Annotated in this window: 24 protein-coding genes; 16 read left to right on the top strand and 8 right to left on the bottom strand. The window is 70.7% G+C overall.

The genetic code is table 11. The features are described from left to right. Nucleotides 1–43 precede the first annotated feature (43 nt). Nucleotides 44–2,047, top strand: coding sequence for a PIG-L family deacetylase (locus ACH414_RS16360; protein WP_382532516.1), 2,004 nt, complete (start codon nt 44–46; stop codon nt 2,045–2,047). Between the two features lie 71 nt (nt 2,048–2,118). Here the strand turns inward: ACH414_RS16360 and ACH414_RS16355 are convergent, their stop codons facing one another. The 6 genes from ACH414_RS16355 to ACH414_RS16330 form a co-directional block, all read right to left on the bottom strand. Next, the gene (locus ACH414_RS16355; RefSeq protein ID WP_398942174.1) at nt 2,119–4,743 is read right to left on the bottom strand and encodes an N-acetylmuramoyl-L-alanine amidase; all 2,625 of its coding nucleotides are present in this window, start codon (nt 4,741–4,743) and stop codon (nt 2,119–2,121) included. 236 nt (nt 4,744–4,979) lie between these two features. Then, on the bottom strand, nt 4,980–6,173 hold the full coding sequence (gene tuf / locus ACH414_RS16350) for an elongation factor Tu (protein WP_382532520.1): 1,194 nt from the start codon (nt 6,171–6,173) through the stop codon (nt 4,980–4,982). A 149-nt stretch (nt 6,174–6,322) separates the two neighbouring features. Beyond that, nucleotides 6,323–8,449 (bottom strand): elongation factor G, encoded by a 2,127-nt coding sequence (gene fusA / locus ACH414_RS16345; protein WP_382532522.1) that lies wholly within the window; start codon nt 8,447–8,449, stop codon nt 6,323–6,325. A gap of 39 nt (nt 8,450–8,488) precedes the next feature. Then, nucleotides 8,489–8,959, bottom strand: a complete 471-nt coding sequence (gene rpsG, locus ACH414_RS16340) for a 30S ribosomal protein S7 (protein ID WP_046908238.1) — start codon at nt 8,957–8,959, stop codon at nt 8,489–8,491. A gap of 2 nt (nt 8,960–8,961) precedes the next feature. After that, nucleotides 8,962–9,333, bottom strand: a complete 372-nt coding sequence (gene rpsL, locus ACH414_RS16335; protein WP_003948652.1) for a 30S ribosomal protein S12 — start codon at nt 9,331–9,333, stop codon at nt 8,962–8,964. Between the two features lie 287 nt (nt 9,334–9,620). After that, complete coding sequence (locus tag ACH414_RS16330; RefSeq protein WP_382532524.1) at nt 9,621–10,070, bottom strand: helix-turn-helix domain-containing protein; 450 nt, start codon at nt 10,068–10,070, stop codon at nt 9,621–9,623. A 241-nt stretch (nt 10,071–10,311) separates the two neighbouring features. Here ACH414_RS16330 and ACH414_RS16325 point away from each other — a divergent pair, with 241 nt between their 5' ends. Genes ACH414_RS16325 through ACH414_RS16315 form a run of 3 tightly spaced genes read left to right on the top strand, consistent with a single transcriptional unit; the run spans nt 10,312 to nt 11,613 of the window. Beyond that, nucleotides 10,312–10,671, top strand: a complete 360-nt coding sequence (locus ACH414_RS16325; protein ID WP_382532526.1) for a WhiB family transcriptional regulator — start codon at nt 10,312–10,314, stop codon at nt 10,669–10,671. Beyond that, nucleotides 10,664–11,410 (top strand): hypothetical protein, encoded by a 747-nt coding sequence (locus tag ACH414_RS16320; protein WP_382532528.1) that lies wholly within the window; start codon nt 10,664–10,666, stop codon nt 11,408–11,410. The genes ACH414_RS16325 and ACH414_RS16320 overlap by 8 nt, the downstream gene beginning before the upstream one ends. Beyond that, nucleotides 11,404–11,613 (top strand): hypothetical protein, encoded by a 210-nt coding sequence (locus tag ACH414_RS16315; RefSeq protein ID WP_382532529.1) that lies wholly within the window; start codon nt 11,404–11,406, stop codon nt 11,611–11,613. Before ACH414_RS16320 ends, ACH414_RS16315 begins: the two co-directional genes overlap by 7 nt. A gap of 61 nt (nt 11,614–11,674) precedes the next feature. On the opposite strand, the gene ACH414_RS16310 is transcribed toward ACH414_RS16315, so the two are convergent. After that, nucleotides 11,675–12,508: a hypothetical protein gene (locus tag ACH414_RS16310; RefSeq protein ID WP_382532531.1), complete on the bottom strand. Its 834-nt coding sequence runs from the start codon at nt 12,506–12,508 to the stop codon at nt 11,675–11,677. Nucleotides 12,509–12,690: 182 nt separating this feature from the next. On the opposite strand from ACH414_RS16310, the gene ACH414_RS16305 reads away from it, so the two are divergent. The 4 genes from ACH414_RS16305 to ACH414_RS16290 all read left to right on the top strand — a co-directional run bounded on the left by ACH414_RS16305 (nt 12,691) and on the right by ACH414_RS16290 (nt 14,644). Further along, the gene (locus ACH414_RS16305; protein WP_382532533.1) at nt 12,691–13,101 is read left to right on the top strand and encodes a hypothetical protein; all 411 of its coding nucleotides are present in this window, start codon (nt 12,691–12,693) and stop codon (nt 13,099–13,101) included. Between the two features lie 136 nt (nt 13,102–13,237). After that, on the top strand, nt 13,238–13,849 hold the full coding sequence (locus ACH414_RS16300; RefSeq protein WP_382532535.1) for a phage tail protein: 612 nt from the start codon (nt 13,238–13,240) through the stop codon (nt 13,847–13,849). A 97-nt stretch (nt 13,850–13,946) separates the two neighbouring features. Beyond that, nucleotides 13,947–14,237 carry a hypothetical protein gene (locus ACH414_RS16295; RefSeq protein WP_382532537.1) on the top strand — a complete coding sequence of 97 codons (291 nt, stop codon included), beginning with the start codon at nt 13,947–13,949 and terminating at the stop codon, nt 14,235–14,237. A gap of 116 nt (nt 14,238–14,353) precedes the next feature. Then, on the top strand, nt 14,354–14,644 hold the full coding sequence (locus ACH414_RS16290) for a hypothetical protein (RefSeq protein ID WP_382532538.1): 291 nt from the start codon (nt 14,354–14,356) through the stop codon (nt 14,642–14,644). A gap of 51 nt (nt 14,645–14,695) precedes the next feature. Here the strand turns inward: ACH414_RS16290 and ACH414_RS16285 are convergent, their stop codons facing one another. Continuing rightward, nucleotides 14,696–15,538 carry a hypothetical protein gene (locus ACH414_RS16285; RefSeq protein WP_398942169.1) on the bottom strand — a complete coding sequence of 281 codons (843 nt, stop codon included), beginning with the start codon at nt 15,536–15,538 and terminating at the stop codon, nt 14,696–14,698. 306 nt (nt 15,539–15,844) lie between these two features. On the opposite strand from ACH414_RS16285, the gene ACH414_RS16280 reads away from it, so the two are divergent. From ACH414_RS16280 to ACH414_RS16245, 8 genes are all read left to right on the top strand, one after another. Further along, on the top strand, nt 15,845–16,057 hold the full coding sequence (locus ACH414_RS16280; RefSeq protein ID WP_382532542.1) for a hypothetical protein: 213 nt from the start codon (nt 15,845–15,847) through the stop codon (nt 16,055–16,057). Between the two features lie 87 nt (nt 16,058–16,144). After that, nucleotides 16,145–16,933 carry a hypothetical protein gene (locus ACH414_RS16275; RefSeq protein WP_382532544.1) on the top strand — a complete coding sequence of 263 codons (789 nt, stop codon included), beginning with the start codon at nt 16,145–16,147 and terminating at the stop codon, nt 16,931–16,933. A gap of 29 nt (nt 16,934–16,962) precedes the next feature. Then, on the top strand, nt 16,963–18,165 hold the full coding sequence (locus ACH414_RS16270; RefSeq protein WP_382532546.1) for a phage tail protein: 1,203 nt from the start codon (nt 16,963–16,965) through the stop codon (nt 18,163–18,165). Further along, nucleotides 18,162–19,409 carry a tape-measure protein gene (locus ACH414_RS16265; protein ID WP_398942168.1) on the top strand — a complete coding sequence of 416 codons (1,248 nt, stop codon included), beginning with the start codon at nt 18,162–18,164 and terminating at the stop codon, nt 19,407–19,409. The genes ACH414_RS16270 and ACH414_RS16265 overlap by 4 nt, the downstream gene beginning before the upstream one ends. Before the next feature lie 45 nt (nt 19,410–19,454). Continuing rightward, on the top strand, nt 19,455–20,378 hold the full coding sequence (locus tag ACH414_RS16260; protein ID WP_391769256.1) for a phage distal tail protein: 924 nt from the start codon (nt 19,455–19,457) through the stop codon (nt 20,376–20,378). 38 nt (nt 20,379–20,416) lie between these two features. Beyond that, nucleotides 20,417–21,616 (top strand): hypothetical protein, encoded by a 1,200-nt coding sequence (locus tag ACH414_RS16255; protein WP_398942166.1) that lies wholly within the window; start codon nt 20,417–20,419, stop codon nt 21,614–21,616. Nucleotides 21,617–21,665: 49 nt separating this feature from the next. Beyond that, complete coding sequence (locus tag ACH414_RS16250; protein WP_382532553.1) at nt 21,666–22,883, top strand: hypothetical protein; 1,218 nt, start codon at nt 21,666–21,668, stop codon at nt 22,881–22,883. Nucleotides 22,884–22,935: 52 nt separating this feature from the next. Beyond that, nucleotides 22,936–24,075, top strand: a complete 1,140-nt coding sequence (locus ACH414_RS16245; RefSeq protein WP_382532555.1) for a hypothetical protein — start codon at nt 22,936–22,938, stop codon at nt 24,073–24,075. The last annotated feature ends 11 nt before the right edge of the window (nt 24,076–24,086 follow it).

Raw genomic sequence — 24,086 nt, 5'->3', positions numbered from 1 at the left:
CGACCACGCACGTACGCACACACGCACGGGGGACGCAGGACCGGTGGACAGCAGAAGAGTGACCCGGCGCGGGGTGCTCGCGGGAGCCGTGACGGTCGCCGCCGCGACGGCCGCCGGATGTTCCGTACCCGCACCGCCGAGGCCCGTGAGGAGCGCCGACCCGGCACCCGGGCGGACGGTCGCGCAGACGGCGGGGCGGGCGCTCCTGATGCAGTTCGCCGCCCACCCCGACGACGACCTGTACTTCATGAACCCCGACACCCAGCGCCTCCTCGACGCCGGGGTGCCGCTCGTCTCCGTGTACGTCACGGCGGGCGAGCACACGGGCGTCAACCGGATCAAGGGGATGCCCGAGACCCCGCCCGACCGGGCGGCCTACTCCTCCGCCCGCCACCAGGGCCTGCGGCAGGCGTACGCGGAGGCGCTCGGCGCCGGCCGGTTCACCGCCTGGCAGAAACGAATCGCCACCCTCGCCGGCGGGCGCCGGGCCGAGGTCGACACGCTGGTCCACGGCGGCCGCCGGGTCGAGCTGGTCTTCCTCGACCTGCCCATGCACACCCCCCGCCGCTACATGGCGCTGCCCGCCCTGTGGGAGGACCGCGCCCTCGAACTGCGCACCCATCTGCCCGCCGACTCCCCCGTCACCCGGGCCGACACCTACGACCACGACGGCCTGACCGAGGTCCTCGCCGGGCTCCTGGCCGCGTACCGGCCCACCGTCGTGCACACCCTCGACCCCGACCCGGACATCCAGCACAGCGCCGAGGCCACCCGCAAGCGGGACAGCGAGCAGCCGGGCTACTCCGACCACGGCGACCACACCGCCGTCGCCTGCTTCACCTGGGCGGCGCTGCTGCGCCGGGTCGCCGACGCCACCGCGGCGGGCGAGCCGGTCCCGGCGTTCACGACGACCGCCTTCCGCGGCTACTACAACCGCCACTGGCCCAAGAACCTCCCCCCGCGGGTCCTCGCCGAGAAGGCCGCCCACCTCGTCCCGTACGGCGGCGACCCCGCCTGGGAGTGCGGCAACCCCTCCGGCTGCGGCGACTACGGCGTCGGCGGCGACCGGCCGCTGACCAACAGGAAGGGCTGGGTCCGCTCCACCCACTACCGCTGGCCCGCGCCGGGACCGGCCGTCGCCGCCGAGCCGGGCGGGCGGCTCGCCGCCTACGGCGTACTGGGGCTGCGGGCGGTCCGCTGGCGCGAGACGGTCCCCGGCTCGGGCCGCTTCGGCGCGCCCGAGGACCTCGGCGGCGGCCCGCTGGTGCCCGCGCTCGGCGCCACGTCGCTGCCCGACGGCCGGACCCTGCTCTTCGGCGTGCGCATCGCCGCCCTCTCCGGGCGCGGCGGCCCGAACCGGCGCGAGCTCGTCCTCCTGGAGCAGCGCTCCCCCGGCGGCCCCTTCCTCGCCTGGCGGGGCCTGGGCAACCCGGAGCGCGGCGAGGACCGGGGCCGGCGGATCGGCGCACCGGTGGCGGTGACCGCGCCCGACGGCCGGGTCCACCTCTTCGTGCGCAACGCCGACAAGGGGATCTCCACGCGCGTACGGGCCGCCGACGGCCGCTGGGGCCCCTGGCGGGCGCTGCCCGCGCAGGAGGAGCTGCAGGACGGCCTGACGGCGCTGACGGACGCCACGGGCCGGGTGCACGTGCTGGCCGCGGGCCGCGAGGCCGTACGGCACTGGGTGGACGGCTCCCCCGCCGCACCGCTCCCGCTGGCCGGGGACCCGGTCGCCGCGGTCCCGTCCCCCGGCGGCGTCCGGGTCTTCTACCGCCGCCCGGCGGAGGCGGCCCTGCGCGCTTCGACGGGCGCGGCCCCCGCCTTCGAGGGCTACGGCCTGCTGTCGGCCGCCCCGGCCCAGGGCGCCCCGGCCGAAGGCGCCCCGACCCTCCTGGGTCGCGACCCGCACCACCGGGTGCAGCTGCTCCGCGAGGGCCGGCTGCACACCCGTACCCGAGGACCGGCGCCGGTCGGCGACGCGGTGCTGGTCGGGGGCGCGGCGATCGGCCTGGGGGCGGACGCCCGCCCGTGGCTCTGGCGCCCGTAGGAACGCCGGAAAGGCGAAGGGCCCGCCTCCCCCGGCGGGGAGACGGGCCCTGAACTCGCCCTGCTGTCAGGTCACTTGGTGAAGTAGCCGGTGATGTCGGCGATCAGGTCGACGGAGCCGGCCCGGTTGTAGAAGTTCACCTTGCCGTTGACGACGGGCACGACCACCAGGTTGGGGATGGTCAGGCCGGAGGTGAAGTTCAGGTTCGACGCGCTGGTGCGGGTCGTGCCGTCCGGGTAGACGGAGACGAAGCTGCCCGAGGTCGGGTTGGTCGCCGTCACGTTCAGGACGACGGCCGTGACACCGGTCGCCGGGACGCCCTGCACGCCCGCCACGTTCAGCGTGACGTGGCTGTCCGCGCCGACCGGGGCCTTCGGGACGCCGAGGCCGGAGCGGGTGTCCATCAGGCGCTTCGGGCCCAGGTTGACGTGCGAGGCGCCGACGGCGTCGGAGGTGAAGTAGCCCGTGATGTCGGCGAGCAGGTCCACCGTGCCGAACTTGTTGTAGAAGCTGACCTTGCCGTCGACGACCGGGACGACCACGAGGTTCGGGATCGTCTGGCCCGCGGTGAAGTTCAGGTTCGACGCGCTGGTGCGGTTGGTGCCGTGCGGGTAGACCGAGACGAAGCTGCCCGCGGTCGGGTTGGTCGCCGTCACGTTCAGGACCACCGCGGTGACCTTGTCGGCCGGGACGCCCTGGACGCCGGTGACCTGGAGGTCGACGGTGCTGTCCGCGCCGACCTTGGCCTTGGCCACGCCGATTCCGGAACGGGTGTCCATCAGCCGCAGCGGGCCGAGGTTCACGTGCGTCGAGCCGGTGGTGTCCTTGGCGTAGTAGCCGGTGACGTCGGCGATCAGGTCGACCGTGCCGGCGTGGTTGTAGAACGTGACCTTGCCGTCGACGACCGGGACGGTCACCAGGTTCGGGATCGTCTTCCCGGCGGTGAAGTTCAGGTTCGACGCGCTGGTGCGGGCCGTGCCGCTCGGGTACACCGAGACGAAGCTGGTCGCGGTCGGAGCGGTCGCGGTCACGTTGAGCACGACGGCGCCGACGCCGGTGGTGGGCACGCCGCCCTTGCCGGCGACCTGGAGGGTGACCTCACCGGCCGGACCCACCTTCGCCTTGGCGACGCCGAGGCCGGCCCGGGTGTCCATGAGGCGGGTCGGGGTCAGCGGCTTGTACGTCTTCGGCCCGGGCACGGTCACGGTGACCGGCGCGGAGGTGGTGACCTTGCCGGAGATGTGCGTGGCCCGGACGGCGATCGTGTGGTCGCCGTAGCCGCTGACGTTCAGCGCGGAGCTGCGGATGTGGCCCCAGCTGGTGGCGGCGACCTGGCCGTCGACGAGGACCTCGAACTTGTTGATGAGGCTGTTCGGCGAGGTGGTCGTCGACCAGTTCACGGTGACGGGACCGGGGCTCTCGTAGCCGCTGCCGGCGACGGTGGCACCGCCGGAGAGCGAGTCGATCCTGAGACCGGCGACGGAGCCGGTGGCGTAGCTGCGCACAGTGGCGAGCTGCGGGTAGAGCATGTCGCCGGGGCAGGCGGTGGCGAAGCCGTCCCGGTGGCCAGAGATCGCGTTGAACTCGTACGTCTGGCCTGCGGTGAACTGCTTGCCGCCCACGACCTGGGTGGCGCCGGCCTTCAGCATGGCCTTGCCGGCCGGGTTGACCCCGTACTGGCCGAGCTTGTACGCGGCGACCTTGGCAACCGCGGCGAGCGCGGCCGGCGGGGCCGACTTCTCCATGTAGTTACCGAGGACCGCGATGCCGGTCGACTGCGAGTTCCAGCCGTAGGTGTGCGCACCGAGCACGGGCTGGTCGATGCCGCCCTCACGGCCTTCGAAGATCGTGCCGCACTTGTCGACGAGGAAGTTGTAGCCGATGTCCTTCCACGGCGGGTCCTCCTTCGTCACGTGGTACAGAAGGATGGACTGGACGATCGACTTCGACTGTGAGCAGTCGTAGTCGACGGCGGTGTCCGTGTGGTGCACGAAGGCGGCCTCGATCCGGCCGCCCGGCAACTTGTCCGTCGGTTCGGGCGTGGCTACGACCGAGTCGGCCCCCCACTCCTCGCGGGTCACGACCGCCGGCTGCGGCGCGGTCGACGCGGGACCGCCCGTGTTCACGTCCGTGGCCGCGGCGCTAAAGGCCGCCGGATCGGCGTCCAGGTCGGCGGAGGCGCCGTCCCTCTCCGCCTTGGCTGCGGCGCCCTTCGGGTCCACCATGACCAGCTTGAGACCCGTGGGGAGCTTGCCGGCGGCGGCGCCGTCGCTGACGCGGACCTCGGCGCCGTCGGAGGCACCGACCCAGACCGGCTCCGTCGAGCCGCCCTTAGCCGTGGTCTCCCCGTCCATGCCGGCCGGGGACTGCTCGAGCTCGACCCAGTCGGTCCACTCACCCGTCTGCATGCTGCGGGCGCGGGCCTCAATGGTGCCCTTGATCTTCGGGCCGCCGCCCGACCAGGTGACGCCGAGCAGACCGAACGGCGCCGTGTCCCGCTGGGACAGCACTGCCTCGCCCTTGCCCTGGTCGGTCAGGGCCAGCTTGTGCAGCTGGTCCTTGGCCGAGCCGGGCCGGGCGTTGCTGTATGGGCTCGGCTTCTGCGCCGCCGCGTTGTTCTGGTCGGTGCCGAACACCGCACCGTTCGCCGCGGCCTGGAAGCCCAGCACCGTGGCGGCCGCAAGCGCCGCTCCCACCGCCGTACGGCGAACGCGCCGGTTCGGCTTACGACGCACTCCACGTCCCGATCTCAAGTTGTCTCCACCCCTGTATGTGGCCATGACACGCCTGACCGAGCGCATGCTACGGGACGTCAGGTTTGCGTCTGCCATCGGGGTGGGTAAAGAGAAGGGCCCCGCTCCGCCGAAGCGGTGCGGGGCCCTTCTTGGAGCTCTTCGAGCTACCAGGTCAAACCACCGAAGTTCGTGAGAACTTACTTGGTGATCTTGACGACCTGGCCGGCGCCGACGGTCCGGCCACCCTCACGGATGGCGAACTTGAGGCCCTCCTCCATGGCGACGGGCTGGATCAGCTCGACGGACATGGAGGTGTTGTCGCCCGGCATGACCATCTCGGTGCCCTCGGGGAGGGTCACGACGCCGGTCACGTCCGTGGTACGGAAGTAGAACTGCGGGCGGTAGTTGTTGAAGAACGGGGTGTGACGGCCACCCTCGTCCTTCGACAGGATGTAGGCCTGGGCCTCGAAGTTGGTGTGCGGGGTGACCGAGCCGGGCTTGATGATGACCTGGCCGCGCTCGACGTCCTCGCGCTTGATGCCGCGGAGCAGCAGACCGACGTTCTCACCGGCCTGGCCCTCGTCGAGCAGCTTGCGGAACATCTCGATGCCGGTGACCGTGGTGGTGGTCTTCTCGGTCTTGATGCCGATGATGTCGACGGTCTCGTTGACCTTGAGGACACCACGCTCGATACGACCGGTGACGACGGTGCCACGACCGGTGATCGTGAAGACGTCCTCGATCGGCATCAGGAACGGCTTGTCGACGTCACGCTCGGGCTGCGGGATGGACTCGTCGACGGCCTTCATGAGGTCGAGAAGCTTCTCGCCCCACTCCTTGTCGCCCTCGAGCGCCTTGAGCGCCGAAACGCGGACGACCGGCAGGTCGTCGCCCGGGAACTCGTACTCGGTGAGGAGCTCACGGACCTCGAGCTCGACGAGCTCCAGGATCTCCTCGTCGTCCACCATGTCGGCCTTGTTCAGGGCGACGACGATGTACGGAACGCCGACCTGGCGGGCCAGGAGCACGTGCTCCTTGGTCTGCGGCATCGGGCCGTCGGTGGCGGCGACCACGAGGATGGCGCCGTCCATCTGCGCGGCACCCGTGATCATGTTCTTGATGTAGTCCGCGTGACCGGGGCAGTCGACGTGCGCGTAGTGACGCGACTCGGTCTGGTACTCGACGTGCGCGATCGAGATCGTGATACCGCGCTGGCGCTCCTCGGGAGCCTTGTCGATCTGGTCGAAGGCCGAGGCCTCGTTCAGGTCCGGGTACGCGTCGTGCAGCACCTTGGTAATGGCGGCCGTGAGGGTCGTCTTACCGTGGTCAATGTGACCGATGGTGCCGATGTTGACGTGCGGCTTAGTCCGCTCGAACTTCGCCTTCGCCACTGGGGTCCTCCTGTGGAGTGGTTCTGTACGCCTTACTCATCGGCGCCAGGTGATCTTTGCTGGGATGCCGTGCGCCGGGGTTCTTCCTTCGGGTTCGAATTCCGAGCCCCGGCGTACGGTGTCAAGCCTAAAGCGTGAACTCGGGAGAGTTACTCGCCCTTGGCCTTCGCGATGATCTCCTCGGCGACGTTCCGCGGAACCTCGGCGTAGGAGTCGAACTGCATCGAGTAGCTTGCGCGACCCGAGGTCTTGCTGCGGAGGTCTCCGACGTAGCCGAACATCTCCGAGAGGGGCACGAGGCCCTTCACGACGCGAGCGCCGCTGCGCTCCTCCATGGCCTGGATCTGGCCACGGCGGGAGTTGATGTCACCGATGACCTCGCCCATGTAGTCCTCGGGCGTGACGACCTCGACGGCCATCATCGGCTCAAGGATGACGGGAGAAGCCTTGCGCGCGGCCTCCTTGAAGGCCTGCGAGCCGGCGATCTTGAACGCGAGCTCGGAGGAGTCGACCTCGTGGTAGGCACCGTCGAGAAGGATGACGCGAACGCCGGTCATCTCGTAGCCGGCCAGGATGCCGAACTGCATGGCCTCCTGCGCACCCGCGTCGACCGAAGGGATGTACTCCTTCGGGATGCGGCCACCGGTGACCTTGTTCACGAACTCGTACGAGGCGTCGCCGCCCTCGATGGGCTCGATCGCGATCTGCACCTTGGCGAACTGACCGGTACCACCGGTCTGCTTCTTGTGGGTGTAGTCCACGCGCTCGACGGCCTTGCGGATCGTCTCGCGGTACGCGACCTGCGGCTTGCCGACGTTCGCCTCGACCTTGAACTCGCGACGCATACGGTCGACGAGGATGTCGAGGTGAAGCTCGCCCATACCACCGATGATGGTCTGGCCGGTCTCCTCGTCAGAGTGAACCTGGAAGGAGGGGTCCTCCTCCGCGAGACGCTGGATGGCGACACCCAGCTTCTCCTGGTCACCCTTGGACTTGGGCTCGATCGCGACCTGGATGACCGGCGCCGGGAAGTCCATGGACTCCAGGATGACCGGGTTCTTCTCGTCGCACAGCGTCTCACCGGTGGTGGTCTGCTTCAGGCCCATGACGGCGACGATGTCGCCGGCGCCCACCGAGTCGATCTCCTCACGCTTGTTCGCGTGCATGCGGTAGATCTTGCCGATGCGCTCCTTCTTGCCCTTGACGGAGTTCAGCACCGCGGTGCCGGCCTCCAGGCGACCGGAGTAGATCCGGACGAAGGTGAGCTTGCCGAGGTGCGGGTCGCTCGCGATCTTGAACGCGAGGGCGGCCAGCGGCTCGTCGTCGGAAGGCTTGCGCTTCACGACGAGCTCGGCGTCCTTGACGTCGTGACCCTCGATGGCCTCGACGTCCAGGGGCGACGGCAGGTAGCGGACGACGGCGTCGAGCAGGGGCTGAACGCCCTTGTTCTTGAACGCGGTGCCACAGAACACGGGGGTGACCGTGGTCTCGCCGCCCTTGCCGGAGGCGATGGTGATACGACGGATGGCCGCGTAGAGCTGCTCCTCGGTGGGCTCCTGGCCCTCGAGGAAGAGCTCCATGAGCTCCTCGTCGTTCTCCGCGACGGCCTCGACGAGCTTGCCGCGCCATTCCTCGGCGAGCTCGGTGTGCGTGGCGGGGATGTCGACGACGTCGTACATCTCACCCTTGGTGGCCTCGGCGGACCAGACAAGGGCCTTCATGCGGACGAGGTCGACGACACCCTGGAAGTCGGCCTCGGCACCGATCGGGAGCTGCATGACGATCGGGGTCGCGCCGAGGCGGTCCACGATCATGTCGACGCAGCGGAAGAACTCGGCACCGGTCCGGTCGAGCTTGTTGACGAAGCAGATACGCGGAACGCCGTAGCGGTCCGCCTGACGCCAGACGGTCTCGGACTGGGGCTCGACGCCGGCCACGCCGTCGAACACGGTGACAGCACCGTCGAGCACGCGCAGCGAACGCTCCACCTCGACGGTGAAGTCGACGTGGCCCGGCGTGTCGATGATGTTGATCGTGTGGTCGACGTTCTCGAGCGGCCAGTGGCAGGTGGTGGCAGCAGAGGTGATCGTGATGCCACGCTCCTGCTCCTGCTCCATCCAGTCCATGGTGGCAGCGCCGTCGTGGACCTCACCGATCTTGTACGAGACGCCGGTGTAGAACAGGATCCGCTCGGTGGTGGTCGTCTTGCCCGCGTCGATGTGGGCCATGATGCCGATGTTGCGCACCTTGGCCAGGTCAAGCGAAGTGGTAGCCATAAGGCTTCAGTCTTCTCTCGGTCTCGATGTGGGTTGCGACTACCAGCGGTAGTGCGCGAAGGCCTTGTTGGACTCGGCCATCTTGTGCGTGTCCTCGCGCTTCTTGACCGAAGCACCGAGGCCGTTCGAGGCGTCCAGCAGCTCGTTCATGAGGCGCTCGGTCATGGTCTTCTCGCGACGGGCGCGGGAGTAGCCGACCAGCCAGCGCAGCGCCAGCGTGGACGCGCGACCCGGCTTGACCTCGATCGGCACCTGGTAGGTGGCGCCACCGACACGGCGGGACTTGACCTCGAGGGACGGCTTGACGTTCTCGAGAGCGCGCTTCAGCGTGACGACCGGGTCAGCACCGGTCTTCTCGCGGAGGCCCTCCATGGCGCCGTAGACGATGCGCTCGGCGGTGGAACGCTTGCCGTCCAGCAGGATCTTGTTGATCAGCGAGGTGACAAGAGGAGAGCTGTAGACCGGGTCGATGATGACCGGGCGCTTCGGGGCGGGGCCCTTACGAGGCATTCTTACTTCTCCTTCTTGGCGCCGTAGCGGCTGCGAGCCTGCTTACGGTTCTTGACGCCCTGCGTGTCGAGGGAACCGCGGATGATCTTGTAACGAACACCCGGCAGGTCCTTCACACGGCCACCGCGGACGAGCACGATGGAGTGCTCCTGCAGGTTGTGGCCCTCACCCGGGATGTAGGCCGTGACCTCGATGCCCGAGGTCAGACGCACACGCGCGACCTTACGGAGGGCCGAGTTCGGCTTCTTCGGGGTGGTCGTGAACACACGCGTGCAGACGCCGCGGCGCTGAGGGGAACCCTCGAGTGCGGGCGTCTTGTTCTTCTCGACCTTGTCCTGCCGGCCCTTACGGACCAGCTGCTGGATCGTAGGCACTACTTCTCCGGTTTCTGTGTGCCGTCGGTAAAACTAACCTGGAACGTCACCGACCCACGCGGTCGGGTGTGTCGAATCCCGCGAACTTCCACCCAGGGCGGAAAGGGGCGCGGATTGCGGTGGCCGGTCTCGGACTCGTCTGCGGTTGAGGACACGCACACGGCTCCAGGCACACCCCAGGCACAAGGCATGAGCGTACCTATCGCATGGACTCCGGTCAAAACAAATGCCCACGCGCGGGCCGGTCCGGGCGGCGTGGGAGAACGCCGCCCGGAGGGGTTCGGGGGTCAGTCCCGCGCGGCGCGGCGGGTCTCGTCCTCCGCGCGGGCGCCGGCGCCCTCCGCCTCGGGCTCCAGGAACTGGGTGACGACCTTGACGAAGACGCCCATCCGCTCGTCGGGCACGCCGAGCCAGCGCGCGAAGTCCTCCATGGTCGGCTGCCAGTCGCCCGGCGGGAGCAGGTCCTCCGCCAGCGGCAGCTCTTCCGGGGTCACGCGGCCGGACCGGATGAGCATGTCACGGACGGAGACCCCGAGGAGCGGGGCGATCCTGCGCATGGTCTCCAGGTCGGGCATGCTCTGCCGCTGCAGCAGCCTGGTCACGGCCGCGCGGTGCACCCCCGCCTCGTCCGCGATCCGGGACTTCCCTCCGCCCCGGGGGCTGTCGATGTCGTAGCCGCGCGCTCGCATCAGGCCCTCGACCCATCCGGCGAACTCGTCGAGCCCTTGAGTGCTCATGTGTGTACCGCTCCCTTAACTCCCCCACCCTTCGGGCCCCTTACTTTAGCGTGCTTGCGCGCACGGAATTACGTGCTTTCGGGCACGCAATCGTGTCGAATCGGTGAAGGAGCCGTCCACAAAGGTAGTTGCGAGCTCGCACGCAACATGTCAGTGTTCTCGCCGCCGCACTCGTCGGCCTCCTGAGTCCCAAGGGCCCCACCGGCCCCAGGGCGGGGGCCCCGGACCGTGGAGAACCTCCTTGCACAAGCCCGACACCTCCCCCTGGCAGGCCGCCGCCGCATGCGCCGGCCTCTCCCCGTCCGTGGTCTTCTCGCGCCGCGGGAAGGAGGCGGCCCCCGCCCTGCGCGCCTGCGCCGTCTGCCCCGTCAGCCGCGAGTGCGAGACGGCCGTCGCCCCCGCCGAGAGCTGGTTCGACGGCGTCTGCGCCGGCCGCCTGTGGCGCAACGGGCGCCCGGTCAGGCCGCGCCGCCGCCGCGGCGAGCCCGTCCCGGCGGACGCCGCCGCGCAGCCGGACCCCACCGCCGCCCTCTCCGACGCCACGGCCCTCGACGCCGCGGGCGCCGCGCTCGCCACGCTCGCCGGGGGCGACCGTGGCTGAGCACGCCGAGGGCGGGTCCGCCGCCGGCGAGCGCGTGGTCCGGGACATCGTGCTCTGGACCGCCTCCCTGGTCCGCCAGTTCCCCGAGCTCGCCGAGGAGCTGGCGCCCGGTCGCCGCTCCCCCGCCGGGAGCGCGCCCACCGCCCCGCACCCCGGGCGCGACGAGCTGATCCGCGCGGAGCGGCGCGAGGCGCTGCTGCTCGAACAGCGGCACGGCCTCGCCGTGCCCGGCCACGGCGCCGCCCCCATCCGGCTGCACATCTCCGACGCGATCCGCGACATCACCGACGGCGTGGTGGAGCTGGAGGAGGCGGTCTGCGCGCGCCTCGGGCTGCCGCGGCCGCGCCGGGCGGGAGTCGTCGAGCGGCTGCGCCGGGTGACCGGGGCGCTCGACACGATCGCCGGCCACCCCGTGCTCGCCCGGCACGTCCGGGACGAGATCCGCCGGATGGCGCGCCGCTGCGCACGGACGCTCGGCGACGCGGAGACGGTCGTCCGGGTGTCGGGGCGCTGCCCGTGGTGCGACTCGGTGTCGCTGCGGGCCTTCCCGGACCGGCGGGCGGTGCTGTGCGTGAACCCGGCGTGCCTGTGCACGGACGAGGCCTGCGGCTGCCAGGACGACCCGGCCTACCGGCACCTGTGGCCGGAGGCGGAGTGGGCGGAGCTCGCGGACGCCTCGGGTGCGCGTACCGACGAGATCGAAGCGGCGATGGACGACACGAAGGAGACCTCATGCTGAGCTCGACCGCGCTTTCCCTGCCGGCGCTGATCCCGGGTCCGCTCGCCGCCGTCGAGGCGGGGGTCGCCCCGGCGACGATCCGCAAGTGGGTCCAGCTGGGCCATCTGCGGGCCGCGGGAAAGGCCGGCCGGGCGCAGCTGTTCCGCCTGGAGGACGTCTTCGCCGCCGAACGCGCGGCCCGGCGGAAGCCCCGTACCGCCTGAGCCCCCGGTACGACCGAAGCGCCCCGTGTCCCACCTGGGACACGGGGCGCTTCGGCATGCCCTAGGCGGCGAGGAAGCCGCGCAGGGACTCGGCCATGGCGTCGACGAAACGTTCCCGCACCGGCGCGGCGACCAGGTCGAGGGAGAGGTACGGGTTGAGGTCCTCCAGCTCGACCAGGAGCAGCTCGCCCTCGCGGGTGCGGCAGGCGTCCACGCGCTGGATGCCGTGGTCGAGGGTGTTCCAGTCGACGAAGCGGCGGGCGAAGGCCAGGTCGTCCTCGCCGGCCTCGTACGGCTCCAGCTCCCAGCGCCGCTCGGGATCGGGGGCGTACAGGGCGTACTGGAAGCGGTCGTCGACGAAGTAGAAGGACACCTCGTAGCGGAAGTCGATCCGCGGCTGGACGAGGAGCCCGTCGCCGTACGCGAGCCCGGCGAGCCCGTCGTACGGGAGGAAGCGCAGCCCTATGGAGTCGGCGCCGGCCTTGGGCTTGACGGCGTACTCGGCGGCGGCGGGCAGCCGGTCGAGGTCCCGGGCCCGGTCGACGGTGGGGATGACGGGGAGTCCGGCGGCGGTGAGGTCGAGCAGGTACTGCTTGCCGGCCATGTCCCCGCGCCCGTGCAGCGGGTTGTAGACCCGGGTGCCGCCGGCCGCGGCCCGGGCACGGAAGGCGTCGTACGCCTCCTGGTAGTGCAGGACGGGCCCGCTGTTGCGGACGACGACGGCGTCGAAGCCGTCCATGAGCGCGGCGGCGTCGCGCGGGTGGCAGAGCGCGAGGTCGAACTCGGCACGGAGCCGGGCGGTGAGGTCGATGTCCTCGTCGCAGTAGCGCCGCCCCCGGGCCGGGTAGGCGAGGTCGGTGACGTAGAGGAGACGGGGGCGGCGGGGGGCGGGCACGGGCGGCTCCTTGCTGGGGGACGACCCGGCCAACCTATCGGCGCCGGGGATTTCCCGAACTAGTTGCGTGCGCGCACGCTCTCTGTCACAGTTGGTGCAGCGGCGGAGCTGTGCCCGCGAGTCGGGCCGCAGCTTCGCCGTTCGCCGTTCCCCCCTCCCGCCTTCCTTCGAGGAGAACCGTCATGACCACTCCCCCGAGTGCGTTCCCGGACGTCGAGAAGCTGGTCGTCGACGTCCTCAAGGCAGACCCGGCGCTGGCCGGTGCCACGATCGCCGCCCAGGCCCCGACCGGCTTCGACGGGACCCAGACCGCGGTCCTCGTCAACCGCCGCGGCGGTGCCTGGATCGGCGACCTGCACCTGGACAAGCCGCTGATCGAGTTCGAGGTCTACGCGCCGAACAAGCCCGCGGCCCATCTGCTCGCCAACGCCGCCCGGAAGTCGCTGCTCGCCACGCTCGGCAGGACGCTCGGCAACAGCCTCGTCCAGGACGTGGAGGAGATGGACGGTCCGCGCTGGACGCCCGACTACCTCTACCGGGGCGCCAACCGCTACCTCTGCCTCATCCAGCTCTCCCTGACCGTCGCCCCCTGACGGTCCCGCGCAGGCCGCCACCCCGTGACGGCCGCCCCCACAGACCAGGCCCTGCCGTCCGGCGGGGCCTTTGCCGTACCCGGGCACGGACGCCCGGGGCGGTGCTCCCACCCTCTCACCAAGGAGAAACACCACCATGGCAGGAAACAACTCCGCCGAGATCCGCGTCGCAGGTGCCGGCAAGCTCTACGTCGCCACCGCGGGCAACGCCGCCCCGGCCTCCTTCGGCGCGGACTCCGCCGCCGACTGGTCCGGCGCGGGCTGGAAGGACCTCGGCTTCACCGCCAGCGACGGCGTCACCTTCTCCAAGAAGGACAAGCTGGAGGCCATCGACTCGTGGCAGTCGGTCTCCCCGGTCCACTACATCTACTCGGCCCGCGACCTGTCGCTGAAGTTCTCGATGCTGCAGTTCAACGAGGACACGCTGCCGTTCTTCATGGGCGGCGACGCCGTCAAGCAGGACGCGGCCCCGGCGGTGGACACCTACCGCTACGAGATCGCCGAGCGTCCGTTCGCGGACGTGCGCGCCCTCGGCCTGGAGTTCACCGACGTCAAGGCCGGCAGCTCCACCGTCGTCAAGTACCGCTTCATCATCCCGAACGGCCAGGTCACCGCGACCGACGACATCAAGCTGGGCCGCAAGGCCGCGGCGCAGCTGGGCATCACCTTCACCGCCATGTCGAAGGGCGACGGCAAGCCGCTGGCCACCTTCATCATGAAGGACAGCCAGTACTCCGCGACCGTCTGATCCTTCTCCCCCTGGGGCGGGACGGCCCACCGCCGTCCCGCCCCGCCCCTTCTGCTCTTCATCCACGCGAACCACGCGAACAAGGAGTACGCACACCATGGCCCGTTTCGACGTCAACGCCGCTCGCGCCCAGCGCCTGGAAGCCACCGGCCGCACCTGGTCCTTCGAGCTGGACGGCGAGTCCTACACCCTGCCCACGGAGCTCTCCCGCGCGACCGCGAAGGCCCTGCGCACGCTCGACGACAACGACGTGGACGGCCTGGTGGAGCTGCTGCTCGGCGCGAAGCAGTTCGCCCGCTTCGAGCAGCACGACGTGACGATGCAGGACATCGCCGCCATCCTGGAGGCCTACGGCAAGGAGACCGGGCTCGGCCTGGGGGAAAGCTGAGCCTCGTCGAGTTCGTCGACGAACACGCCGAGGCACTCGAAGCCGACCTGCTGCGGTACTACTCCACCGATCTCCTGGACTGGTACCGCGGTGAACTCTCCAGCCGGCGCGTCGCCGTGCTGATCAAGCACCTGCCGCACGACAGTGCCGTGCAGCGCGAGATCCACGGGGAGGCCGCCGAGTGGTCGGTCACCGACCATCTGCTCGCCGCGGCCATCGACCACCTGGCCGTCTCCAACTGGATGTTCGCCTCCGTCAACACGAGCGAGGACGACGATCCGCCCGAGCCTCCGAAGCCCGTCCCGCGTCCGGGATACGCCGACGAGGAGGACGGTGAGCCGGACTCCGCCGAGGACAGCGGCGAGGAGGCGGTCTCCGTCGGGGCGCTCGCCCGGTTCTTCGCGTGACGCCCCGCGGCTGAAAGCCACATCCCCCACGGCCCCCGGAGCCCGTTCCCCTCAGGGAGCGGGCTCCGGGGGCGCTTCCTGTGCTCGCTCGGCGGCCAGCTCCTCCTCCAGGGCCCTGGCCCGGTCGGAGAGCCGGCGGCCCCGCGCACCCGCCCGCGCGTCCGGCTCGGCGCCCTCGCCGCCACGCCGGTCGGGGCCCACGGGCTGGACGGGCAGGCTGGTCAGGGGCGGCACGATCGGTCGCCCGCCCTTGCCGCGGACGACCTTCCGCACCGGCCGGCCGTTCCTGCGGGCGCGGCTCTCCTGGGCGGTCAGCAGGGGCTCGGCGTCCGGCTCGGCGTCCGCCCCCGCACCCGCTCCGGACTCCGGTCCCGGCCCGGGCTCCGGACTCGGCCGGAGTTCCGGCTCCGAGCCGCGCTCCGGCTGCGACTCTGGCTCCGCCACGTACGCGTGCTCGGAGCGCTGTTCGAACAGCTCGCGCTCCCTGCGGACGCGCTCCTCGGCCCGGACCACCACGGCCGGCGGCTCCAGGAGCCGGGCGAAGGGCAGCGGGATGACCCGGGCGCCGTCCGGGGGCGTGTCCGTGCGCCGCTGGGGGCGTCGTATACCACGCGCGTCGCCCTGTCCCTGCGCATAGGCGTCGGCGACGCGCTTCTCGTACTCCCGCCGGATACGCGGGAGTTCGTCGGAGACGGCCTCGGCCCATCCGGCGGTGAACGCGGCGGTCTCGCGGCGGTCCACCTCGGAGCGGGGCAGCACGACGAGCTCCTCCGGGGCGTACCCGGAGACGTGGACCAGTTCTGCGAGGCGTGCGAACAGATGAGGCAGATCCGGGTGGGACTCGAGCCAGTCGACGGCCCGTTCCCGCCGGTTAGCCCCCGGCTCGGTGTCCATGCGTCCGCACTGCCTTCCACGCCCCCTGGGGTCCCCGCGCGCCCCTCGCGCCCCGCCGCTCCCCGACAGTGTCAGGTCCGGGAACGCGCCTTCCAGAGTACCCCGGTCGAACACGGGCTCCGATCGAGGACCAACCCCCACGGGAAACGCGCGGGAAGACACACCGTCAGGCGTTTCACGCTCGACAAACCTCGAACAGATGTTCCACACTCTGTTCGCACAGAAGTTCGAACACGTGGTGCCCCCGCTCCTCACTCCGCGGCGCCGCCACACACGCAAGGGCAAGCACACGGAAGGCAGGCGTCCATGACTCAGCAGGCCGAGGCAGCGCGACCGCACATCCCCCTCCAGGACCGCCTCCGCCAGCTTCTCGACGGACCCGTAGGCCTCGACAAGAGAGCGTTGCTCGGCACGCTGTACGCCGAGTTCAGCCGCTACGAGACCCTCGCGTACGCGGCGGGCTGGAACGACGCCCTCGCGAGCGTGCGCCCCGGCTCCCGCCGGAGCGGCGACGCCTGAGCCCCTCGTACGGACAAGCCCCTGCCGGTCATCGGCAGGGGCTTTCTCGGCTTGCCCTCCCACCCCCAGTGACCAGCGGAGGAAGAAATGGCAGAAGGCAGTCAGGCGCCCGCCGGAGGCGGCGGCGAGAGCAAAGAGAAGCCGCTCTGGGAAGAGATCGGCAACGCGGCCGGCGCGGGCAAGTTCATCGAGTACATCAAGAAGTACATGGAGGAGGGCCTCGCCGGAGTCGCGGTGATGGCCGGCCTCGCCATCGCCACGGCGGCGGGCGCCAAGCTCAAGCAGATCCTCGCCCCCATCATCGCGGAGAACACCAAGAAGATCAGCCGCTCCCTGCAGGGCCTCGTCCTCGGCCGGGACGCCGACGGCGAGCGGCGGATCCTCCAGCGGGAAGAGGGCCGCCTCTTGCCGACCCGGGTGTCCCGCCGCAGCGTCGAGGAGGCGGAGCAGCAGGCGGCGGCCGCGGCCCAGCTGGAGTCCGGAGCCGCCGCGACCGCCGGCAGCCACCCCGACCCGCAGGTGCTCGCCAACGTGCGCGACCGGCTCGGCGAAGTCACGCCGAAACTGGCCGACTTCAACCGGGAGCTCGCCAAGACGCCCAAGCCGCGCGAGCTCACCAAGACCGCGTCGGGCATCGAGAAGATCGGCAAGGCGGTCAACAACCTCAACACGGCCAAGGTCGCCGAGGCCGCCCGGACGACCGGCAAGCTGACCGGCGCCGTCAAGCACTACGACCCCACCAAGCTCCCCAAGGCGCGCGACCTCAAGGCGTCCGCCCAGGCCGCCGAGCGCCTCGACCGCGCCGGCCAGACCCTGGCCGGCCGCTTCGCGGCCCTCAAGCGCGACGCCCAAGAGCTCGCAGCGGCCATGGGCTGACCCCCACCCACCACGAAAGGAGGTAGACCATGAGTCTCGTCAGCTCCATGAAGAAGGCGTCCGACTCCCTGCGCAACCTCAAGACGCAGGCATCCGGAGCCGCGACCTCGGTCAAGAAGGTCGGCGACGCAGGCAACTCGGCGTCCGGGCAGCTCAAGAACCTCAAGAGCAACGCCCAGGGCTCCAGCAGCCAGCTCAAGAATCTGAAGACCGCCTCGGACCAGGCCGAGAAGTCCATGTCCAAGGCCGGTCAGACCGGTCAGTCGGCCGGCACCAAGCTCGGCAAGTACGAGTCGGGCGCGGGCAAGGCCGCCAAGGGCCAGGACAAGCTCAACAAGTCCATGAAGGGCAACTTCCTGGCCCGTCTGATCGAGCTGTTCATGCCGCTCATCGAGAAGGTCGTCGAGATGGCGACCCGCTCGAAGACGATGCAGAACATCATGAAGAAGGCCTTCAGCGCCATCAAGACCGTGATCAGCTCGGTCATGAAGGCGATCGGCCCGATCATGAAGAAGGCCGGGGACCTGATCAAGACGGTCTGGAACGGCATCAAGAAGGCCATCTCCGTCGTCGTCAAGGCCGTCGCCACCGTCATCAAGACGTACGTCACCATCTGGAAGACCGTCATCACCACGGTGATGAAGGCCATCAAGACGGTCATCAGCACCGTCTGGAACGGCATCAAGGCCGTCATCACCCCGGTCGTCAACTGGGTCAAGAGCGCGATCCCGAACGCCTTCCAGGCCGTCAAGGACAGGATGTCCTCCATCTGGGGCGCCCTCAGCGGCATCGCGTCCCGGGCGTTCAGCGGCATCAGAAGCGCCGTGTCCGGACCGATCAACGCCGTCATCGGCCTGATCAACCGCATGATCGGCGCGGTCAACGGGGTCAAGGTCAGCGTCCCCGGCTGGGTGCCCCTGGTCGGCGGCAAGACCTTCGGCGTACACATCCCGACCATCCCGATGCTCGCCACCGGTGGTGTCGTCATGCCCCGCTCCGGCGGTGTCCCGGCGATCCTCGCCGAGGCCGGCGAGGCCGAGGCCGTCCTCCCGCTCTCCAAGCTGGACCGGCTGCTCGCCCTCACCGCCCGCCGCGCCCGGATGTCGGCGCAGCTCCAGGCGGGCGGCGGCGCGGGCGCCGGGCTGCACATCGAGCACTACCACGCGGCCCGCAACAGTGACCCGCAGTCGACGGCCGACGCGCTGATGTACCTGGCGAAGGCGCGCGGATGAGTGCCGCGGCAACGATGCGGAACCCGTTCGCGGGATCCGTACCGGTCTTCGCCTCGCTGGAGCGGTCCCTCCGCCCCGCGGCCGACGCGCTCAAGCGGTTCAAGCAGGACGTCCAGCGGGCGTCCGGCGGCCTCGACAGGTTCGCCGCCGGTCTGCGCGACGGCGGCGCCTCCGTCCGCTCCATCGGCCGGGACGCCTCGGGCGCCTCGACCTCGGTCGGCCGGATGCGCCAGTCCAGGGCGGCCACCGGCGTCCAGCGGGTCGGCGCCGCCGCGGGCAGGGCGAGGACCCTGGCCGGCAAGCTCGGCGCCGGACTCGGCGGCCTGCTCGCGATCCTCCTGCCGCTGCTGCCGATCACCGACACCGTCACCAGGCTGATGGACACCTTCGGCACCGTCATGACCCTCGCCTCGGTCGTCATGACCTCCGTCAACCTGGCCATGCGCGCCAACCCGATCGGCTTCCTCGTCGGCATCCTCGTGCCCGTCGCCGCCTGGCTCATCGAGTACGCGATGAACAGCGAGGCCGGCCAGCGGATCATGAAGCAGGTCATGCAGCAGGCGCTGAAGGGCTTCCAGTCGGCGTGGAAGTTCCTCCAGCCGGTCATGAAGCTCATCGGCGAGCTGGTCGCGAACTACTTCAAGGCCTACCTGGTCGTCTTCACCACCGCCCTGAAGGTCATCGGGGACGCCGTACACGGCTTCTCCCACACCCGGGCCCTGGTCACGTCCGCCGTGAACGCGCTGCGCGGCATCGCCTCGAACACGATCGGCGCGGTCAAGAACGCCATCCACCCGTTCCTGTCCTTCTTCACCGACAAGATCCCGGGCTTCTTCCACCACGCCAAGGACGCGGTGGGCAACGCCCTGCACGGCATGGGCGAACTGATCAAGGGCGCCCTCACCGCCGTCATCGGCGTCGTCAAGGGCCCCATCGACGGCCTCGTGGCCTTCGCCAACTGGATCATCGACGGCCTCAACAAGCTGAGCTTCGACTTCCTCGGCAAGCACTTCGGCGTCGACATCCCCAAGATCCCGATGCTCGCCGAAGGCGGTGTCGTCTTCCCCGGCGCCGACTCGGCTCCGCGCATCGACCCGCTCACCGTGCTCGAGGCCCGCCGGGTCCCGGCGATCACCGAGGCGCCCCGGCAGCCCCACCGCATCCGGGACTTCCACGAGGACCCCGGGGCCGGCCCCCGGTCGATCGCCGAGGACCTGCTCTTCCTCATGGCCGCCCACGCCTGACGCCCCCGCCCATCCGACACCCCTCAGAAGTGAGGTGACGGCCTCATGGCCGAGACCACCACCACCTACGCCGGAAGCACCTTCACCGCCGACCTCGCGCCCGGCTCGCTGATCACCCAGGACGGGCAGATCCAGTGGGCCGGGCTGCTCATCGGCCCCGGTACGCCCTTCGCCGTCGACCGGTCCGGGCTCCAGGGCTGGGAGGACCTGCCCGAGTACGACTCCTCCGACGCCGACCGGCCCACCTCGCACGGCGCCTGGCCCGGCTCGCGGTACGCCAAGCCGCGCAAGGTCAGCGGCACCATCGTGCTGATGCCGGACTGGAACCAGGCCGGCGAGGCCGTGCGCGCCCTGCGCCAGGCGCTCGCGCTGCTCGACGAGGAGCGCTGGCTCACCGTCCGGCTGCACGGCGAACTGCTCGCCGTACGCGCCCGGATCGCCCAGCGCGTGGTCCCCGCCGACCAGGGTTTCGCCACCCAGGGCAGCTCGAAGATGTCGATCCAGTGGCTCGCCTCCGACCCGCGCCGCTACGCCGTCAACGAGCAGTCCGCCTCCACCACCCCGCCGCAGCCGGAGACCGGCCTCACCTGGCCGCTGACCTGGCCGCTCAACTGGGGCCAGGCCAAGTCCACCGGCGACGCCATCGCCGAGAACACCGGCTCCGCGCCCACCCACCCGGTGATCGTCTTCCGCGGCCCGTGCTCCATGCCGACCGTCACCGAGCGGGTCAGCAAGCGCCGGCTGCGCTACGCGATCGACCTGGCCGCGGGCGACGAGCTCGTCGTCGACACCGCCAACGGCACGGTGATGCTCAACAACACCGCGTCGCGCCGCCACACCGCGATGGCCGACTCCAGCCCGGAGGAGCTGTTCCTCCTCGAACCGGGCCGCGCCGAGCTGGCCTTCCGGCCGGACTCCTCGACCACCGACGCCCTGATGACGGTCCGCTGGCGCAGCGCCGAGTGGTGACCGGGCTCCCCCGCCAACTCCCCAGAGAGAGGTGAACCATGACCGTACGGGCCGCCTGGCTCCAGCCCACGGGCCAGACCCGCGAGGACACCCGCATCGCGTTGGCCGCTCTGCTCACCCCGAGCGGCCAGAGCGCCGAAGAGACCCCGCTCCGCTCCCGGCAGGGCATCGTGCCGGGCGGCTTCGTGCTGACCTCGACCGGCGCCATGACGTGCGCCATCGGCACCGGCCGGGCGATCGTCCAGGGTGACGAGACCCGCCAGGGCGCCTATCTGGTCGCCGCGGTCTCGCCGGAGACCCTCACCATCCCCGACGGCGACCCGCAGTACGACCGGATCGACCTGATCGAACTGGCCGTCATCGACGACGACTACGACAAGACCGGCACCACCGACGCCGTCGTCCGCCTCGTCAAGGGCACGCCGGCGGCCCAGCCGGTCGCCCCGGCGAGCGGCCCCGGCAGCACCCAGGTGCTCTACACGGTCCGGGTGCCGAAGGGCACCTCGGCCGGCACCGGCGGCATCGCCTGGACCTCCGGCGCCGTCACCACCCTGCACTGGCCGGTGGTGGCGCTCGGCGGCATCCTGCCCGCGAGCGGGTTCAAGGGCGCGTACGTCGGGCAGTACCGCGACACCAGCGGCATGCTCCAGCGCTGGGACGGCACGACCTGGGTCTCGTACCCCAGGGCGATCGGCGGCATCGCGCCCGGCTCCCTGGTGTCGACCGGCAGCTACACCGGGCAGTACCGGGACAACGCCGGGGTCCTGCAGCGCTGGGACGGCACGGGCTGGCAGTACGCCGAGGGCAAGTCCAAGATCCTGCTCGGCGTCACCCAGTGGCTGGCCGCCCAGGCCCAGAGCGTCGACCCGAACGTCTGGACCCCGCTGACCATGCCGACCGTCGAGGTCGACGACGGCCCCGGCTGGAACGGCACCCACACCTATGTCGTGCCCCGCACCGGCTGGTGGCGGATCTCCGGCCAGGCGACCTGGGCCAACGACGCCCAGACCGGCATGCGCGGCGCCCGGATCGTGATCGGCGGCGTCGGACAGTCCCGGATGACCTGGCTGACCCCGGCCGGCAACGGCGCCATCTCCGTGGGCGGCACCGGCCTGGTCTACATCACCGCCGGTCAGACCGTCCAGCTCGCCGGCTTCCAAAACCACACCGCGGCGATCAAGACGCTGGGCGGCTCCGGCTACGCCTGCACCCTCACCGCCGAGTGGCTCAAGTCCTGAGCCCCCTTCCCCCGTTGTTCCTCCCGTTCCTCCTGGATTGGAGAACCCCATGAACCTGCGCAGCAGCTGGGTCGCCGAGACCGGCCAGACCCGCGAGGACACCCGGCTCACCCAGACCGGCGTGACCACCCCGCTCAACACCGTCCAGGTCCGCTCCGGCATCCTGCCGGGCTCCTACGACGGCCAGTACCGCCTCTCCGGGCTGTGGATGAACGGCACCGCGGCCATGACCGCGACCGTCCACGAGGGCCGCGCCGTCATCCAGGGCTCGATCTCCCAGGGCGCCTACCCCGTCGCGCTCACCACCGAGGAGACGGTCACCTTCACCGCGGGCGACGCCCAGTACGGCCGCAAGGACCTGGTCGTCGTCAAGATCTACGACAACGTCTACGACTCCTCGAACCGCAACGAGGCGAAGATCGAGATCGTCAAGGGCGTCCCCGCCCAGACCCCGGTCGCCCCGGCCGCCCCTCCGCTGAGCCTGCCGCTGTGGGAGGTGACGGTCCCGGCCGGCGCCAGCGCCGGCAACGGCGGCATCCCGTGGAACTCCGCCCTGAAGGACCTGCGCACCCCGGTCGTCTCGGCCGGCGGCATCCTCCCCCTGGAGGGCCCGACGCAGCGCGGCACCTACCCGGGCCAGTACCAGGACACCCCCGACGGGCAGTTCCAGCGCTGGGACGGCGGCAAGTGGGTCGCCTACCCGGCGGGCGTCGGCGGCATCATCCCGGCCTCCGCGAGCACCCTGCCGGCCAGCTACACCGGCCAGTACCGGGCCGTCGCCGACGGCCCGCTGCAGCGCTGGAACGGTTCGGCATGGGCGCCGGCGTACCCCGGTCCGTACTTCAACGACTCGCTGGACGCGGGCTACACGGTCTCGACGACCTACGTGAACACGCTCGTCGAGCGGGCCGAGAACCCCCTGACGGTGAGCTTCGTCGCCCCCGAGTCCAAGCAGGCGATCCTCAGCTTCGGCTCCCGGATGGAGCTGACCCTGGGCTCCGGCGGCACGAGCGTCGCCAGCTCGGCCTTCATGTGCGTACGGATCACCCAGGGCACCACCGTGATCCGCGAGGTGGAGGACGAGCTGGCCGCGATGGCCTCCCGGTCCGCCGACCCGACGGACGCCTCCTCCGTCTCCACCGTCCAGCGCCTGTACAACCTGACGCCGGGCCAGACCTACACGCTCACCGCGTACTACCGGACGTCCAACGCCACCATGCGCGCCTGGTTCGACAACACGTACATCCAGGTCACCCCGCAGTACTGAGCCGTCCGCCGCACCCCGGCCGTCCGTCCCGCCACCTCCCCAGGAGATCCCCATGCCCGTACGCTCCGGCTGGCTGCTGCCCACCGGTCAGACCCGTCAGAACACCCGTATCACCGCCATCGGCGCCACCACGCCCGCCAATCCGCTCGGCGTACGGTCCGGCATCCTGCCCGGCACGTACGACGGCAAGTACCGCGTCGGCGGCCTGTGGATGAGCGGCAGCGGCCCGATGACCGCCACCGTCTACCACGGCAGGGCCGTCGTCCAGGGCGGCAACACGGACGGCGCCTACCCCGTCGCCCTCGACGAGGACATCACCATCACCTTCGGCGACGGCGACCCGCTCAACCCGCGGCTCGACCTGGTCGTGCTGCGCGTGTACGACAACGACGTCGACACCCTCGGCAAGTACGAGGCCGGCATCGAGATCATCAAGGGCCAGCCGGCGGCCGTCCCGGTGCTGCCGACCGCCCCCGCCCGTTCGCTGGTCCTCTTCTCGGTCCTGGTCAAGAAGGGCGCCTCCGCCGGCACCGGCGGCATCGACTGGGCCGGCGGCGCCTCCACCGACCTGCGCCAGACCACCGTCTCGTCCGGCGGCATCCTGCCCGTCTACAACAACGCGGGCGTGGCCGGCGCCTACCCGGGCCAGTACCAGGACAACGACAACGCCCACTTCCTGCAGCGCTGGGACGGCAACACCTGGGTCGCCTACCCCAAGGAGATCGGCGGCATCGCCCCCAGCAGCGTCCTGTCGACCGGCTCCTACGTCGGCCAGTACCGCGACAACGTCGGCAACTTCCAGCGCTGGAACGGCACCGCCTGGGTGAACTACCAGCCGCCGATCGAGAACGAGACCACCACCAGCGGCGTCGCCGCGCTCGCCAACTGGGGTCTGGTCTCCTACTACGCCCGCCGGACCAAGAGCGGCCTGTGCACCATGACGGTCACCGTCACCCGCACCGGCGCCACCGTCACCGCCGACAACACCGGCCAGATCGCCGACGAGCCGCTCTGCGTGCTGCCGGCCGGCTGGCGCCCCGCCCTCTCCTTCGAGGCCACCGCCTGCGACGGCTTCGGCTCGGGCGGCGCCAACATCAACACCAACGGGCAGATCGACCTGCGCACCTGGTCCCCCAACGGCCAGCTGGCCGCCGGACGCAACATCCGCGTCTCCGCCACCTACGTCCTGTAAGGAGGCCCGCC

Origin of the sequence: Streptomyces sp. NPDC020422 (assembly GCF_044386705.1) — a bacterium.
In the GTDB taxonomy this organism is placed as follows: domain Bacteria; phylum Actinomycetota; class Actinomycetes; order Streptomycetales; family Streptomycetaceae; genus Streptomyces.
This window is presented reverse-complemented; position numbering and strand designations above follow the sequence as displayed.

Bases quoted from the DNA above. Each gene is read 5' to 3' on its own strand.
- fusA (WP_382532522.1), bottom strand. From the start codon at position 8,449: ATGGCTACCACTTCGCTTGACCTGGCCAAGGTGCGCAACATCGGCATC.
- rpsG (WP_046908238.1), bottom strand. From the start codon at position 8,959: ATGCCTCGTAAGGGCCCCGCCCCGAAGCGCCCGGTCATCATCGACCCG.
- ACH414_RS16330 (WP_382532524.1), bottom strand. From the start codon at position 10,070: ATGAGCACTCAAGGGCTCGACGAGTTCGCCGGATGGGTCGAGGGCCTG.
- ACH414_RS16315 (WP_382532529.1), top strand. From the start codon at position 11,404: ATGCTGAGCTCGACCGCGCTTTCCCTGCCGGCGCTGATCCCGGGTCCG.
- ACH414_RS16305 (WP_382532533.1), top strand. From the start codon at position 12,691: ATGACCACTCCCCCGAGTGCGTTCCCGGACGTCGAGAAGCTGGTCGTC.
- ACH414_RS16300 (WP_382532535.1), top strand. From the start codon at position 13,238: ATGGCAGGAAACAACTCCGCCGAGATCCGCGTCGCAGGTGCCGGCAAG.
- ACH414_RS16295 (WP_382532537.1), top strand. From the start codon at position 13,947: ATGGCCCGTTTCGACGTCAACGCCGCTCGCGCCCAGCGCCTGGAAGCC.
- ACH414_RS16285 (WP_398942169.1), bottom strand. From the start codon at position 15,538: ATGGACACCGAGCCGGGGGCTAACCGGCGGGAACGGGCCGTCGACTGG.
- ACH414_RS16280 (WP_382532542.1), top strand. From the start codon at position 15,845: ATGACTCAGCAGGCCGAGGCAGCGCGACCGCACATCCCCCTCCAGGAC.
- ACH414_RS16275 (WP_382532544.1), top strand. From the start codon at position 16,145: ATGGCAGAAGGCAGTCAGGCGCCCGCCGGAGGCGGCGGCGAGAGCAAA.
- ACH414_RS16270 (WP_382532546.1), top strand. From the start codon at position 16,963: ATGAGTCTCGTCAGCTCCATGAAGAAGGCGTCCGACTCCCTGCGCAAC.
- ACH414_RS16265 (WP_398942168.1), top strand. From the start codon at position 18,162: ATGAGTGCCGCGGCAACGATGCGGAACCCGTTCGCGGGATCCGTACCG.
- ACH414_RS16260 (WP_391769256.1), top strand. From the start codon at position 19,455: ATGGCCGAGACCACCACCACCTACGCCGGAAGCACCTTCACCGCCGAC.
- ACH414_RS16255 (WP_398942166.1), top strand. From the start codon at position 20,417: ATGACCGTACGGGCCGCCTGGCTCCAGCCCACGGGCCAGACCCGCGAG.
- ACH414_RS16250 (WP_382532553.1), top strand. From the start codon at position 21,666: ATGAACCTGCGCAGCAGCTGGGTCGCCGAGACCGGCCAGACCCGCGAG.
- ACH414_RS16245 (WP_382532555.1), top strand. From the start codon at position 22,936: ATGCCCGTACGCTCCGGCTGGCTGCTGCCCACCGGTCAGACCCGTCAG.